We start from the raw sequence: 12086 nt of genomic DNA on the forward strand, positions 1-12086 counted from the left end.
GATCAGATGTCTCGTCGCCATTCTGCTGAAAAGCGTGAAGTGAATCCGGATCCGAAGTTCGGGAACGTCATCATCACGAAGTTCATGAACTCGATCATGTACGACGGCAAGAAGTCCGCCGCCGAGAGCATCGTCTACGGCGCGCTCGCCATGATCGAAACCAAGACCAAGCAGGGCCCGCTGCCGGTTTTCGAACAGGCGTTGGAAAACGTCATGCCGACCATCGAAGTGCGGTCGCGTCGCGTCGGCGGCGCCACCTACCAGGTGCCGGTCGAAGTGCGCTCGGTTCGCCGCCAGGCGCTGGGCATTCGCTGGATCATCACGGCAGCGCGCGATCGCAACGAAAAGACGATGACGGAGCGGCTTTCGGCCGAGCTGCTCGACGCATCGAATAACCGGGGGAACGCCGTCAAGAAGCGTGAAGACGTGCACCGGATGGCGGAAGCCAACCGCGCCTTCTCGCACTATCGCTGGTAACGGCGAAACACGGATTTTAAGGAACAGCCCATGCCCCGCGTTCATGCCATAGAGAATTACCGCAACTTCGGTATTATGGCGCATATTGATGCCGGCAAGACCACGACCACCGAGCGCATCCTCTATTACACCGGCAAGAGCCACAAGATCGGCGAAGTGCACGAAGGTGCCGCGACGATGGACTGGATGGAGCAGGAGCAGGAGCGTGGCATCACGATCACCTCCGCTGCGACCACCGCATTCTGGAACGGCAAGCGTCTGAATATCATCGACACCCCCGGCCACGTCGACTTCACCATCGAAGTCGAGCGTTCGCTGCGCGTGCTCGACGGCGCCGTGTGCGTGCTCGATTCCAACCAGGGCGTCGAACCGCAGACCGAAACCGTCTGGCGTCAGGGCGACAAGTACAAGGTTCCGCGCATCGTCTTCGCCAACAAGATGGACAAGACCGGCGCGGACTTCTTCAAGTGTCTCGCCGACATCGTTGACCGCCTCGGCGCCAAGCCGATCGCGATCCAGCTTCCGATCGGCGCCGAGAACAATTTCAAGGGCCTCGTCGACCTCGTGAAGATGCAGGGCATCATCTGGAACGATGAATCGCTCGGTGCGAAGTTTGACTACGTCGATATTCCGGCCGACATGGTCGACCAGGCCAAGGAGTATCGCGAGAAGATGGTGGAAGCCGCCGTCGAGCTCGATGATGACGCCTTGGCTGCCTTCCTTGACGGCAAGGAGCCGGACGAGGCGACGCTGAAGCGGCTGATCCGCAAGGCCGTGCTGACCGGCGCGTTCTATCCCGTGCTGTGCGGTTCGGCGTTCAAGAACAAGGGCGTGCAGCCGCTGCTCGACGCCGTCGTCGACTATCTGCCGTCGCCGGTCGACGTGCCCGCGATCAAAGGCATGGATGATGACGGCAACGAAGTGCTGCGCAAGGCCGACGACAAGGAGCCGCTCGCTCTGCTCGCGTTCAAGATCATGGACGACCCGTTCGTCGGCACCATCACTTTCTGCCGCATCTATTCGGGCGTCCTGCAGAGCGGCACCGGTGTCGTCAATTCGACCCGCGAAAAGAAAGAGCGTATCGGCCGTATGCTTTTGATGCATGCGAACAACCGCGAAGACATCAAGGAAGCCTATGCCGGCGACATCGTCGCGTTGGCGGGCCTGAAGGAAGCGCGCACCGGTGACACGCTGTGCGATCCCGACAAGCAGGTGATCCTCGAAAAGATGGAATTCCCGGAGCCGGTGATCGAAATCGCGATCGAGCCGAAGTCGAAGGCCGACCAGGAAAAGCTCGGCGTGGCGCTGGCCAAGCTCGCCGCCGAAGATCCGTCGTTCCGCGTGTCGACCGACCAGGAGTCCGGCCAGACCATTCTCAAGGGCATGGGCGAACTCCATCTCGACATCAAGGTCGACATCCTCCGCCGCACCTACAAGGTGGACGCCAACATCGGCGCGCCGCAGGTGGCGTTCCGCGAGCGGGTCACCAAGCGCGCTGAAGTCAAGTACACGCACAAGAAGCAGACCGGCGGTACCGGTCAGTTCGCCGAAGTGTCGATCATCGTCGAGCCGAACGAGCCCGGCAAGGGCTACGAGTTCGAATCGAAGATCGTCGGCGGCGCGGTGCCGAAGGAATACATCCCCGGCGTCGAAAAGGGCCTCAACAGCGTGATGGGCTCGGGCGTGGTCGCCGGCTTCCCGGTGGTGGACGTCAAGGTCCAGCTGGTCGACGGCAAGTATCACGACGTCGACTCTTCGGCGCTGGCCTTCGAAATCGCATCGCGCGCGGCATTCCGCGAAGCGCTGCAGAAGGGCAAGTCCGTTCTGCTCGAGCCGATCATGAAGGTCGAGGTGGTGACCCCGGAAGACTATACCGGTTCGGTCATTGGCGACCTGAATTCGCGGCGCGGCCAGATCCAGGGCCAGGACATGCGCGGCAACGCCAACGTCATCAATGCGATGGTGCCGCTCATGAACATGTTCGGGTACGTGAATAACCTGCGCTCGATGAGCCAGGGACGCGCGACCTTTACGATGCAATTCGATCACTACGCTGAAGCGCCGGCGAACGTGTCGGCAGAAGTCCAGAAGAAGTTTGCCTGATTGTCGTTGGTTCAAAGCTAACGACTGAACGGAGAGTCAAATGGCCAAAGCAAAGTTTGAACGTAATAAACCGCACTGCAACATCGGAACCATCGGTCACGTCGACCATGGCAAGACATCGCTGACCGCAGCGATCACCAAGGTGCTGGCTGAAACCGGCGGTGCGACGTTCACGGCGTACGACCAGATCGACAAGGCGCCGGAAGAGAAGGCGCGCGGCATCACGATCTCGACCGCCCACGTCGAATACGAAACCACCAACCGGCACTACGCCCACGTCGACTGTCCGGGCCACGCCGACTACGTGAAGAACATGATCACCGGCGCAGCCCAGATGGATGGCGCGATCCTGGTCGTGTCGGCCGCCGACGGCCCGATGCCGCAGACCCGCGAGCACATCCTGCTCGCCCGTCAGGTCGGCGTTCCCGCGCTCGTCGTGTTCCTGAACAAGTGCGACATGGTCGACGATCCGGAACTGCTCGAACTCGTTGAGCTCGAAGTTCGCGAACTGCTTTCGAAGTACGAATTCCCGGGCGACACCATTCCGATCATCAAGGGCTCGGCGCTGGCCGCCCTCGAAGACAAGGACAAGGCGCTCGGTCACGACGCGATCCTCGAACTGATGAAGCAGGTCGACGCGTACATTCCGCAGCCGGAGCGTCCGATTGACCAGCCGTTCCTGATGCCGGTCGAAGACGTGTTCTCGATCTCGGGTCGCGGCACCGTTGTGACCGGTCGCGTCGAGCGCGGCATCGTCAAGGTCGGCGAGGAAATCGAAATCGTCGGTCTGCGCGACACCCAGAAGACCATCGTCACCGGCGTCGAAATGTTCCGCAAGCTGCTCGATCAGGGCCAGGCCGGCGACAACATCGGTGCGCTGCTCCGCGGCACCAAGCGTGAGGAAGTCGAGCGTGGCCAGGTGCTGTGCAAGCCGGGTTCGGTCAAGCCGCACACCAAGTTCAAGGCTGAGGCCTACATCCTGACCAAGGAAGAGGGCGGTCGTCACACCCCGTTCTTCACCAACTACCGGCCCCAGTTCTACTTCCGCACCACCGACGTGACCGGCGTCGTGCATCTGCCCGAAGGCACCGAAATGGTGATGCCGGGCGACAACATCGCGATGGAAGTGCACCTGATCGTGCCGATCGCGATGGAAGAAAAGCTGCGCTTCGCGATCCGTGAAGGCGGCCGCACCGTCGGTGCCGGCGTCGTCGCAAGCATCATCGAGTAAAGAGAAAACGAAAAGCGGATAGCGAATGGTTTCATTCGCTATTCGCCGCTCACTACTCGCATCAAGCGACGAAGAAAGAGACAACGGCAATGAACGGCCAAAATATTCGCATCCGTCTCAAGGCGTTCGACCATCGTATCCTCGATACGTCGACCCGCGAGATCGTGAACACGGCGAAACGTACCGGTGCCCAGGTTCGCGGTCCCATTCCGCTGCCCACCCGCATCGAGAAGTTCACCGTCAACCGTTCACCGCACGTCGACAAGAAGAGCCGCGAGCAATTCGAGATGCGCACCCACAAGCGCCTTCTCGACATCGTCGATCCGACCCCGCAGACCGTCGATGCTTTGATGAAGCTCGACCTGGCCGCCGGTGTCGACGTCGAGATCAAGCTCTAAGATTTTCAGGATCGTCCGAAGTTAGCGGACAGAAAGAACAGGAAGCACGCCGATGCGCTCCGGAGTGATCGCACAAAAGGTCGGGATGACGCGGGTCTTTACGGAGACCGGCGAACATATTCCTGTGACCGTGCTGAAGCTGGGCAATTGCCAGGTGCTGGGCCACCGCACGACCGAGAAGAACGGTTATGTTGCGCTGCAGCTCGGTTCGGGTACCCGCAAGACCGTCTATCTGCCGAAGGCAGAGCGCGGCCAGTTTGCGGTCGCCAAGGTCGAGCCCAAGCGTAAGGTCACCGAGTTCCGCGTGTCGGAAGACGCGCTGATCCCGGTTGGCGCCGAGATTCAGGCGGACCATTTCGTGGTCGGCCAGTTCGTCGACGTCACCGGCACCTCGGTCGGTAAGGGTTTTGCCGGCGGCATGAAGCGCTGGAATTTCGGCGGTCTGCGCGCCACCCACGGTGTGTCGGTGTCGCATCGTTCGATCGGTTCGACCGGCGGACGTCAGGATCCCGGCAAGACCTTCAAGAACAAGAAGATGCCCGGTCACATGGGTGTCGATCGCATCACCACGCTCAATCTGCGTGTGGTGCAGACCGACGTCGAGCGCGGCCTGATCCTCGTCGAAGGCGCCGTTCCCGGCTCCAAGGGCGGCTGGATCTCGGTGCGCGATGCTGTCAAGAAGCCGCTGCCGAAGGAAGCTCCGAAGCCCGGCAAGTTCAAGGTTGCCGGCGGTGAGCAGGCTCAGGCTCCGGCCGAGCAGGAGGGCGCGTGAGATGGAACTGAAAGTCACGACCCTTGAAGGCAAGGAAGCTGGTTCGGTCCAGCTCTCGGACGCGATCTTCGGCCTCGAGCCGCGCGCCGACATCATCCAGCGTTGCGTGCAATGGCAGCTCAACAAGCGCCAGGCCGGAACGCACAAGACGCAGGGTCGCGCCGACGTCTGGCGCACCGGCAAGAAGATGTACAAGCAGAAGGGCACCGGCGGCGCCCGTCACGGCTCGGCCCGCGTGCCGCAGTTCCGCGGCGGTGGCCGTGCGTTCGGTCCGGTGGTTCGCTCGCACGCGACCGACCTGCCGAAGAAGGTGCGCGCGCTGGCGCTCAAGCATGCCTTGTCGGCGAAGGCCAAGGACGGCGGCCTGATCGTGATCGACAATGCGCAGGTCAAGGACGCCAAGACCAAGGCGCTGGTCGGTCATTTCTCAGGGTTGGGCCTGACCAATGCGCTGATCATCGACGGCGCCGAGGTGCATGCCGGTTTCGCGACCGCTGCGCGCAACATTCCGAATATCGACGTGCTGCCGATCCAGGGCATCAACGTCTATGACATTCTGCGTCGTCAGAAGCTCGTGCTGACGAAGGCGGCAGTCGATGCGCTGGAGGCGCGCTTCAAATGAAGAATATCGATCCGCGCCATTACGACGTGATCGTCGCACCCGTCGTCACCGAAAAGGCGACGGTTGCGTCCGAGCACAACAAGGTCGTGTTCAGGGTCGCCAGCAAGGCGACCAAGCCGCAAATCAAGGAAGCCGTCGAAAAGCTGTTCGACGTCAAGGTGAAGCGTGTGAACACGCTGGTCCGCAAGGGCAAGACCAAGGTGTTCCGCGGCAATTTCGGTTCGCAGTCGGACGTGAAGCGGGCTGTCGTGACCCTCGAAGAGGGCCACCGCATCGACGTCACTACCGGACTATAAGGCGACACAGCGATGGCATTGAAAACATACAATCCGACGACGCCGGGCCAGCGCCAGCTGGTGATGGTCGACCGTTCGGCGCTCTATAAGGGCAAGCCGGTCAAGGCGTTGACCGAGGGCAAGATCAGCAATGGCGGCCGCAACAACACCGGCCGTATCACGGTGCGTTTCCGCGGCGGTGGCCACAAGAAGGCCTACCGCATGGTGGACTTCAAGCGGAACAAGGTCGACGTTCCCGCCGTCGTCGAGCGGCTGGAGTACGATCCGAACCGCACCGCGTTCATCGCGCTGATCAAGTATCAGGACGGCGAGCAGGCCTACATCCTGGCGCCGCAGCGTCTGGCTGCGGGCGACACCGTGGTTGCCGGCAACTATGTCGACGTCAAGCCCGGCAATGTCATGCCCATGGGCAACATGCCGGTCGGCACCATCATCCATAATATCGAGATGAAGATCGGGAAGGGCGGCCAGATCGCGCGTTCGGCCGGCACCTACGCCCAGATCGTCGGCCGCGACCAGGACTACGTCATTCTGCGCCTGAACTCGGGCGAGCAGCGCCTGGTGCACGGCCGTTGCCGCGGCACCATCGGTGCGGTGTCGAACCCCGATCACATGAACATCTCGATCGGCAAGGCCGGCCGTACCCGCTGGCTCGGCTGGCGTCCGCATAACCGCGGCGTCGTCATGAACCCGATCGACCATCCGCACGGCGGCGGCGAAGGCCGCACCTCGGGCGGCCGCCACCCGGTCACCCCGTGGGGCAAGCCGACCAAGGGCAAGAAGACCCGTTCGAACAAGTCGACCAATCGATTCATCCTCCTAAGCCGCCACAAGCGGAAGAAGTAAGGAACGCCGGACATGGTACGTTCAGTCTGGAAAGGCCCGTTCGTCGAAGCCTCTCTGCTCAAGAAGGCAGATGCTGCGCGCGCGTCGGGCCGTCACGACGTCATCAAGATCTGGAGCCGCCGCTCGACCATCCTGCCGCAGTTCGTCGGCCTGGTTTTCGGCGTCTACAACGGCCAGAAGCATGTGCCGGTATCGATCAACGAGGAAATGGTGGGTCACAAGTTCGGCGAGTTCTCGCCGACCCGTACCTTCCATGGCCATTCTGGCGACAAGAAAGCCAAGAAGGCTTGAGGAATAGACGATGAGCAAACCAAAGCGCGAACGTGTCCTCGCGGACAACGAGGCCAAGGCAGTTGCCCGGATGCTGCGCGTCAGCCCGCAGAAGCTCAATCTTGTCGCGCAGCTGATCCGCGGCCGGAAGGCGTCTTCTGCGCTCGCCGACCTGCAGTTTTCGCGCAAGCGGATCGCGGTCGACGTCAAGAAGTGCCTGGAATCGGCGATCGCGAACGCCGAGAACAACCACGACCTCGAGGTCGACGATCTCGTCGTCGCCGAGGCGCATGTCGGCAACGGCATCGTGATGAAGCGTTTTTCGCCGCGCGGCCGTGGCCGTTCGGGCCGTATCTACAAACCATTCTCGCAGCTGACGATCGTTGTGCGTCAGGTCGAAGCCGAGGCGAGCGCTTAAGCGCGCAGGAGAAAACGATGGGTCAAAAGATCAATCCAATCGGACTGCGTCTCGGCATCAACCGCACGTGGGATTCCCGTTGGTTCGCCGGCAAGAACGAGTACGGCAAGCTGTTGCATGAAGACGTCAAGATCCGCGAGATTCTGCACAAGGAACTCAAGCAGGCGGCCGTCGCCCGCATCGTGATCGAGCGTCCGCACAAGAAGTGCCGCGTGACGATCCACTCGGCGCGTCCGGGTGTGGTGATCGGCAAGAAGGGCGCCGACATCGACAAGCTGCGCAAGCGGGTTGCCGACATCACGGCTTCCGACGTCGTCATCAACATCGTCGAAATCCGCAAGCCGGAGCTCGACGCTACCCTGGTCGCCGAATCGATCGCCCAGCAGCTCGAGCGCCGCGTCGCTTTCCGCCGCGCCATGAAGCGGGCGGTGCAGTCGGCGATGCGTCTCGGCGCCGAAGGCATTCGTATCAATTGCTCGGGCCGTCTCGGCGGCGCCGAAATCGCGCGCATGGAGTGGTATCGCGAGGGCCGCGTGCCGTTGCACACGCTGCGCGCCGACGTCGATTACGGCGTGGCGACCGCGTTCACCACGTTCGGTACCTGCGGCGTCAAGGTCTGGATCTTCAAGGGTGAGATCCTCGAGCACGATCCGATGGCCCAGGACAAGAAGATGGCCGAAGGCGACACCGCACGTCCGCGCCGCGACGCAGCGTGAGACATCAGAAGAAGGTTTGAGGGCTTAAAGCCATGATGCAACCAAAGAAAACGAAGTTCCGGAAGGCGCATAAGGGCCGTATCCACGGCGTTGCGACTTCGGGTGCGACGTTGTCGTTCGGTCAATTCGGCCTGAAGGCGATGGCGCCCGAGCGCATCACCGCCCGCCAGATCGAAGCCGCGCGCCGCGCGCTGACCCGTCACATGAAGCGCGCCGGCCGCGTCTGGATCCGCGTGTTTCCGGACCTGCCGGTGTCGAAGAAGCCCGCCGAAGTCCGCATGGGCTCCGGCAAGGGTACGCCGGAACTGTGGGTGGCGCGGGTCAAGCCGGGCCGCGTGATTTTCGAGATCGACGGTGTCACGGTGCAGACCGCCAAGGAGGCGCTCTCGCTCGCCGCCGCCAAGCTGCCGATCAAGACGCGCTTCGTCGCGCGCATTGCGGAGTAACCGTCATGGCCCCGATGAAAGTTGAAGACATCCGCGCGATGAGCGACGACCAGAGGGAGGACGCCGTCCTCAATCTGAAGAAGGAGCGTTTTAATCTGCGTTTCCAGCGCGCCACCGGGCAGCTGGAGAACACCTCGCGGCTGCGTGAAGCCCGCCGCGACATCGCCCGCATCAAGACCATCGCCGCGCAAACGCGCGCGAAGAAGAAGTAAGAGGCCGTATTATGCCGAAACGTACCCTTCAAGGCGTGGTCGTGAGCGACAAGCAAGCCAAGACGGTGGTGGTGCGCGTCGATCGCCGCTTCACCCATCCGATCTACAAGAAGACGATCCGCCGCTCCAAGAACTACCACGCGCACGACGAGAACAGCGAGTTCAAGCCGGGCGACATGGTGTGGATCGAGGAGAGCAAGCCGATCTCCAAGTTGAAGCGCTGGACCGTGGTCCGGGGCGAGCAGAAGAAAACCGCCTGAGTTCGTTCGGCTTGGCCGGACGGGTAATCAGGAAAAATTTTAGGCGCTAATTCGAGCGCAACAGAAAGAGGACGAGGTGCATCAATGATTCAGATGCAGACCAACCTCGACGTGGCCGACAATTCAGGCGCACGCCGTGTCATGTGCATTAAGGTGCTCGGGGGCTCCAAGCGCCGCTATGCCACCGTGGGCGACGTTATCGTCGTGTCGATCAAGGAAGCGATTCCGCGCGGCAAGGTGAAGAAGGGCGATGTGATGAAGGCCGTCGTGGTGCGGGTCCGCAAGGACATCCGCCGCGCCGACGGCTCGGTCATCCGCTTCGACCGCAACGCCGCCGTGTTGATCAACAACCAGTCGGAGCCGGTCGGCACCCGTATCTTCGGGCCCGTGCCGCGCGAGCTGCGCGCCAAGAACCACATGAAAATCATCTCGCTTGCGCCGGAGGTGCTGTGATGGCTGCCAAGATCCGGAAAGGTGACAAGGTCATCGTGCTGAACGGCCGCGACAAGGGCCGCACCGGCGAAGTATTCGAGGTCCGCCCCGCCGAGAACAAGGCGCTGGTGCGCGGCGTCAACCTGGTGAAGCGTCACCAGAAGCAGACCCAGAACCAGGAAGGCGGCATCATCTCCAAGGAGTCGCCGATCCACCTGTCCAACATCGCCTATGTCGGCAAGGACGGCAAGCCGACCCGCGTGGGCTTCAAGATTCAGGCTGATGGCAAGAAGGTACGTATTGCCAAGAGCTCGGGAGCAGAGATCGATGGCTGATACCGCTTACACGCCGCGGCTGCGCGCGCAATTCGACAAGGAAATCCGCGGCAAGCTGACCGAACAGTTCGGCTATGCCAACGTCATGCAGGTGCCGCGGCTGGACAAGGTCGTGCTCAACATGGGCGTCGGCGATGCCGTCAACGACCGCAAGAAGGCCGAGACCGCGGCTGGCGAACTGACCCAGATCGCCGGCCAGAAGGCGATCGTGACCTATTCGCGCGTTGCGATCGCGACCTTCAAGCTGCGTGAAAACCAGCCGATCGGCTGCAAGGTCACGCTGCGCAAGGCCAAGATGTACGAGTTCATCGATCGTCTCGTGAACGTGGCGCTGCCGCGCGTGCGCGACTTCCGTGGCCTCAATCCGAAGAGCTTCGATGGTCGCGGCAATTACTCGCTCGGCCTCAAGGAGCACATCATTTTCCCCGAAATCGATTTCGACAAGGTTTCGGAGGCCCGCGGCATGGACATCACGGTCTGCACCACGGCGAAGACCGACGACGAGGCGCGTGCCTTGTTGACCGCATTCAATTTCCCGTTCCGGCAGTGAGAAGCCACTAAAGCCTCTCAAACGCGGAAACCCAGGAGCCAAAGCATGGCAAAGAAGAGTTCGATCGAGAAGAACAACCGGCGCAAGCGGATGACGAAGAACGCCGCCCCGCAGCGTGCGAAGCTGAAGGCGATCATCGCTGACAAGACCCGGCCGATGGAAGAGCGGTTCGCGGCGACGCTGAAGCTCGCCCAGATGCCGCGCAATTCGTCGGCGACGCGCATCCGCAACCGCTGCGAACTGACCGGCCGTCCGCGCTCGATTTATCGCAAGAACAAGCTTTCCCGCATCGCGCTGCGTGAACTCGGCTCCAAGGGCCTGGTTCCCGGGCTCGTGAAGTCGAGCTGGTAAGGAGGGTCGTCAAGATGTCAACGCACGATCCGATCAGCGATCTCATCACCCGCATCCGCAACGCGCAGATGCGTTCGAAGTCCAAGGTTTCGACCCCGGGCTCGAAGATGCGCGCCAGCGTGCTCGAAGTGCTGAAGTCCGAGGGCTACATCCGCGGCTACGCCAGTGTCGAACATGCCTCGGGCCGCAGCGAGCTCGAGATCGAGCTGAAATATTTCGACGGCGAGCCCGTCATTCGCGAGATCGAGCGGGTCTCCAAGCCGGGCCGTCGGGTTTACGCCTCGGTGAAGAACCTGCCGCGCGTGAACAACGGTCTCGGTATTTCGGTGTTGTCGACGCCGAAGGGAATCATGGCTGACCACGCCGCGCGTGACGCGAATGTGGGCGGCGAAATTCTCTTCACGGTGTTCTGAGGAAGGATTTAGAGCCATGTCACGTGTTGGCAAACGGCCTGTGGCGGTCCCGTCCGGTGTGACGGCGAGCGTCGAAGGGCAGACCGTCAAGATGAAGGGGCCGAAGGGTCAGCTTCAGTTCGTCGTGCATGACGACGTTGAAGTGAAGTTCGAGAGCGGCGAGGTCAAGGTCGCACCGAAGTTCAAGACCAACCGGGCCCAGGCGATGTACGGCACTGCGCGCGCGCAGGTCGCCAATCTGGTCGAGGGCGTCACCAAGGGTTTCGAGAAGAAGCTCGAGATCACCGGCGTCGGTTACCGTGCTGCGCTGCAGGGCAAGAGCCTGCAGCTCGCGCTCGGCTACAGCCACGACGTCGTCTACGCGATCCCGGAAGGCATCACCATCGTGGTGCCGAAGCCGACCGAGATCACGATCACGGGCACCGATTCCCAGCGCGTCGGCCAGGTCGCCGCGGAAATCCGCGCCTACCGTCCGCCGGAGCCCTACAAGGGCAAGGGCGTGAAGTACGCCAACGAATTCATCTTCCGCAAGGAAGGCAAGAAGAAGTAACGGAGCCGGTCATGTCACTCAAGGTCACGAATGCCCGGCGCAAGCAGCGCGTGCGGAACTCGCTGCGCCGGACCGCCAATGGACGTCCGCGTCTGTCGGTGTTCCGTTCGTCGAAGCACATCTACGCCCAGGTCATCGACGACCTGAAGGGCGAAACGCTCGCTTCCGCCTCGTCGCTGGAAAAGACCATGCGCGATGGCGGCAATACGGGCGCCAACATCGATGCGGCCAAGGCCGTCGGTAAGCTGCTGGCGGAACGCGCCGTGCAGAAGGGCGTCAAGGAAGTGGTGTTCGATCGCGGTCAGTATCTCTATCACGGGCGCGTCAAGGCGCTCGCGGATGCGGCCCGCGAGAGCGGCCTCAGCTTCTAACGAACCGTTTTGGATAA

Annotated in this window: 21 protein-coding genes; all 21 read left to right on the top strand. The window is 62.0% G+C overall.

The genetic code is table 11. From position 1 onward, the window contains the following. The first annotated feature begins 6 nt into the window (after positions 1–6). The 21 genes from rpsG to rplR all read left to right on the top strand — a co-directional run bounded on the left by rpsG (position 7) and on the right by rplR (position 12069). On the top strand, positions 7–477 hold the full coding sequence (rpsG, locus tag C7G61_RS21465) for a 30S ribosomal protein S7 (RefSeq protein ID WP_108518073.1): 471 nt from the start codon (positions 7–9) through the stop codon (positions 475–477). Between the two features lie 30 nt (positions 478–507). Beyond that, the gene (fusA, locus tag C7G61_RS21470) at positions 508–2580 is read left to right on the top strand and encodes an elongation factor G (protein ID WP_108518075.1); all 2073 of its coding nucleotides are present in this window, start codon (positions 508–510) and stop codon (positions 2578–2580) included. Between the two features lie 40 nt (positions 2581–2620). Further along, positions 2621–3811: an elongation factor Tu gene (tuf, locus tag C7G61_RS21475; RefSeq protein ID WP_108518078.1), complete on the top strand. Its 1191-nt coding sequence runs from the start codon at positions 2621–2623 to the stop codon at positions 3809–3811. 89 nt (positions 3812–3900) lie between these two features. Further along, positions 3901–4209 (top strand): 30S ribosomal protein S10, encoded by a 309-nt coding sequence (rpsJ, locus tag C7G61_RS21480; RefSeq protein WP_002712302.1) that lies wholly within the window; start codon positions 3901–3903, stop codon positions 4207–4209. 52 nt (positions 4210–4261) lie between these two features. Further along, positions 4262–4981 (top strand): 50S ribosomal protein L3, encoded by a 720-nt coding sequence (gene rplC, locus C7G61_RS21485; RefSeq protein WP_108518080.1) that lies wholly within the window; start codon positions 4262–4264, stop codon positions 4979–4981. Between the two features lies 1 nt (position 4982). Then, on the top strand, positions 4983–5603 hold the full coding sequence (rplD, locus tag C7G61_RS21490; RefSeq protein WP_108518082.1) for a 50S ribosomal protein L4: 621 nt from the start codon (positions 4983–4985) through the stop codon (positions 5601–5603). After that, on the top strand, positions 5600–5899 hold the full coding sequence (locus C7G61_RS21495; protein WP_108518085.1) for a 50S ribosomal protein L23: 300 nt from the start codon (positions 5600–5602) through the stop codon (positions 5897–5899). The genes rplD and C7G61_RS21495 overlap by 4 nt, the downstream gene beginning before the upstream one ends. Positions 5900–5911: 12 nt before the next feature. Continuing rightward, complete coding sequence (gene rplB, locus C7G61_RS21500; protein WP_108518087.1) at positions 5912–6745, top strand: 50S ribosomal protein L2; 834 nt, start codon at positions 5912–5914, stop codon at positions 6743–6745. A 12-nt stretch (positions 6746–6757) separates the two neighbouring features. Beyond that, complete coding sequence (gene rpsS, locus C7G61_RS21505; RefSeq protein ID WP_108518089.1) at positions 6758–7036, top strand: 30S ribosomal protein S19; 279 nt, start codon at positions 6758–6760, stop codon at positions 7034–7036. Positions 7037–7046: 10 nt separating this feature from the next. Beyond that, on the top strand, positions 7047–7433 hold the full coding sequence (gene rplV / locus C7G61_RS21510; RefSeq protein ID WP_108518092.1) for a 50S ribosomal protein L22: 387 nt from the start codon (positions 7047–7049) through the stop codon (positions 7431–7433). A gap of 17 nt (positions 7434–7450) precedes the next feature. Further along, complete coding sequence (rpsC, locus tag C7G61_RS21515) at positions 7451–8149, top strand: 30S ribosomal protein S3 (RefSeq protein WP_108518094.1); 699 nt, start codon at positions 7451–7453, stop codon at positions 8147–8149. Positions 8150–8181: 32 nt separating this feature from the next. Then, entirely contained in the window at positions 8182–8595 is a 414-nt protein-coding gene (gene rplP / locus C7G61_RS21520) for a 50S ribosomal protein L16 (RefSeq protein ID WP_025588649.1), read from the top strand. A gap of 5 nt (positions 8596–8600) precedes the next feature. Beyond that, complete coding sequence (gene rpmC, locus C7G61_RS21525; RefSeq protein WP_108518096.1) at positions 8601–8807, top strand: 50S ribosomal protein L29; 207 nt, start codon at positions 8601–8603, stop codon at positions 8805–8807. 11 nt (positions 8808–8818) lie between these two features. After that, entirely contained in the window at positions 8819–9067 is a 249-nt protein-coding gene (gene rpsQ, locus C7G61_RS21530; protein WP_057843583.1) for a 30S ribosomal protein S17, read from the top strand. An 84-nt stretch (positions 9068–9151) separates the two neighbouring features. After that, positions 9152–9520 (top strand): 50S ribosomal protein L14, encoded by a 369-nt coding sequence (rplN, locus tag C7G61_RS21535; RefSeq protein ID WP_011473865.1) that lies wholly within the window; start codon positions 9152–9154, stop codon positions 9518–9520. Next, positions 9520–9834 (top strand): 50S ribosomal protein L24, encoded by a 315-nt coding sequence (gene rplX / locus C7G61_RS21540; RefSeq protein ID WP_108518098.1) that lies wholly within the window; start codon positions 9520–9522, stop codon positions 9832–9834. The genes rplN and rplX overlap by 1 nt, the downstream gene beginning before the upstream one ends. Beyond that, on the top strand, positions 9827–10384 hold the full coding sequence (rplE, locus tag C7G61_RS21545) for a 50S ribosomal protein L5 (RefSeq protein WP_108518100.1): 558 nt from the start codon (positions 9827–9829) through the stop codon (positions 10382–10384). The genes rplX and rplE overlap by 8 nt, the downstream gene beginning before the upstream one ends. A gap of 45 nt (positions 10385–10429) precedes the next feature. Continuing rightward, complete coding sequence (gene rpsN / locus C7G61_RS21550; RefSeq protein WP_108518102.1) at positions 10430–10735, top strand: 30S ribosomal protein S14; 306 nt, start codon at positions 10430–10432, stop codon at positions 10733–10735. Positions 10736–10749: 14 nt separating this feature from the next. Next, on the top strand, positions 10750–11148 hold the full coding sequence (gene rpsH, locus C7G61_RS21555) for a 30S ribosomal protein S8 (protein WP_057834252.1): 399 nt from the start codon (positions 10750–10752) through the stop codon (positions 11146–11148). A 16-nt stretch (positions 11149–11164) separates the two neighbouring features. Continuing rightward, positions 11165–11698, top strand: a complete 534-nt coding sequence (gene rplF / locus C7G61_RS21560) for a 50S ribosomal protein L6 (RefSeq protein ID WP_108518105.1) — start codon at positions 11165–11167, stop codon at positions 11696–11698. Between the two features lie 11 nt (positions 11699–11709). Continuing rightward, a complete protein-coding gene (gene rplR / locus C7G61_RS21565) occupies positions 11710–12069 on the top strand; it encodes a 50S ribosomal protein L18 (protein WP_108518107.1) in 360 nt (119 codons plus the stop codon). Positions 12070–12086: the final 17 nt, after the last annotated feature.

The sequence above is a fragment of the Bradyrhizobium algeriense genome (assembly GCF_003062295.1).
In the GTDB taxonomy this organism is placed as follows: Bacteria; Pseudomonadota; Alphaproteobacteria; order Rhizobiales; family Xanthobacteraceae; genus Bradyrhizobium; species Bradyrhizobium algeriense.

Coding starts and splice junctions, on each gene's coding strand:
- rplE (WP_108518100.1), top strand. CDS start 9,827: ATGGCTGATACCGCTTACACGCCGCGGCTGCGCGCGCAATTCGACAAG.
- rplB (WP_108518087.1), top strand. CDS start 5,912: ATGGCATTGAAAACATACAATCCGACGACGCCGGGCCAGCGCCAGCTG.
- rplC (WP_108518080.1), top strand. CDS start 4,262: ATGCGCTCCGGAGTGATCGCACAAAAGGTCGGGATGACGCGGGTCTTT.
- rplD (WP_108518082.1), top strand. CDS start 4,983: ATGGAACTGAAAGTCACGACCCTTGAAGGCAAGGAAGCTGGTTCGGTC.
- fusA (WP_108518075.1), top strand. CDS start 508: ATGCCCCGCGTTCATGCCATAGAGAATTACCGCAACTTCGGTATTATG.
- rpsG (WP_108518073.1), top strand. CDS start 7: ATGTCTCGTCGCCATTCTGCTGAAAAGCGTGAAGTGAATCCGGATCCG.
- rplN (WP_011473865.1), top strand. CDS start 9,152: ATGATTCAGATGCAGACCAACCTCGACGTGGCCGACAATTCAGGCGCA.
- rplV (WP_108518092.1), top strand. CDS start 7,047: ATGAGCAAACCAAAGCGCGAACGTGTCCTCGCGGACAACGAGGCCAAG.
- rpsC (WP_108518094.1), top strand. CDS start 7,451: ATGGGTCAAAAGATCAATCCAATCGGACTGCGTCTCGGCATCAACCGC.
- rpsH (WP_057834252.1), top strand. CDS start 10,750: ATGTCAACGCACGATCCGATCAGCGATCTCATCACCCGCATCCGCAAC.
- C7G61_RS21495 (WP_108518085.1), top strand. CDS start 5,600: ATGAAGAATATCGATCCGCGCCATTACGACGTGATCGTCGCACCCGTC.
- rpsQ (WP_057843583.1), top strand. CDS start 8,819: ATGCCGAAACGTACCCTTCAAGGCGTGGTCGTGAGCGACAAGCAAGCC.
- rplF (WP_108518105.1), top strand. CDS start 11,165: ATGTCACGTGTTGGCAAACGGCCTGTGGCGGTCCCGTCCGGTGTGACG.
- tuf (WP_108518078.1), top strand. CDS start 2,621: ATGGCCAAAGCAAAGTTTGAACGTAATAAACCGCACTGCAACATCGGA.
- rpsS (WP_108518089.1), top strand. CDS start 6,758: ATGGTACGTTCAGTCTGGAAAGGCCCGTTCGTCGAAGCCTCTCTGCTC.
- rpsN (WP_108518102.1), top strand. CDS start 10,430: ATGGCAAAGAAGAGTTCGATCGAGAAGAACAACCGGCGCAAGCGGATG.
- rpmC (WP_108518096.1), top strand. CDS start 8,601: ATGGCCCCGATGAAAGTTGAAGACATCCGCGCGATGAGCGACGACCAG.
- rplP (WP_025588649.1), top strand. CDS start 8,182: ATGATGCAACCAAAGAAAACGAAGTTCCGGAAGGCGCATAAGGGCCGT.
- rplR (WP_108518107.1), top strand. CDS start 11,710: ATGTCACTCAAGGTCACGAATGCCCGGCGCAAGCAGCGCGTGCGGAAC.
- rpsJ (WP_002712302.1), top strand. CDS start 3,901: ATGAACGGCCAAAATATTCGCATCCGTCTCAAGGCGTTCGACCATCGT.
- rplX (WP_108518098.1), top strand. CDS start 9,520: ATGGCTGCCAAGATCCGGAAAGGTGACAAGGTCATCGTGCTGAACGGC.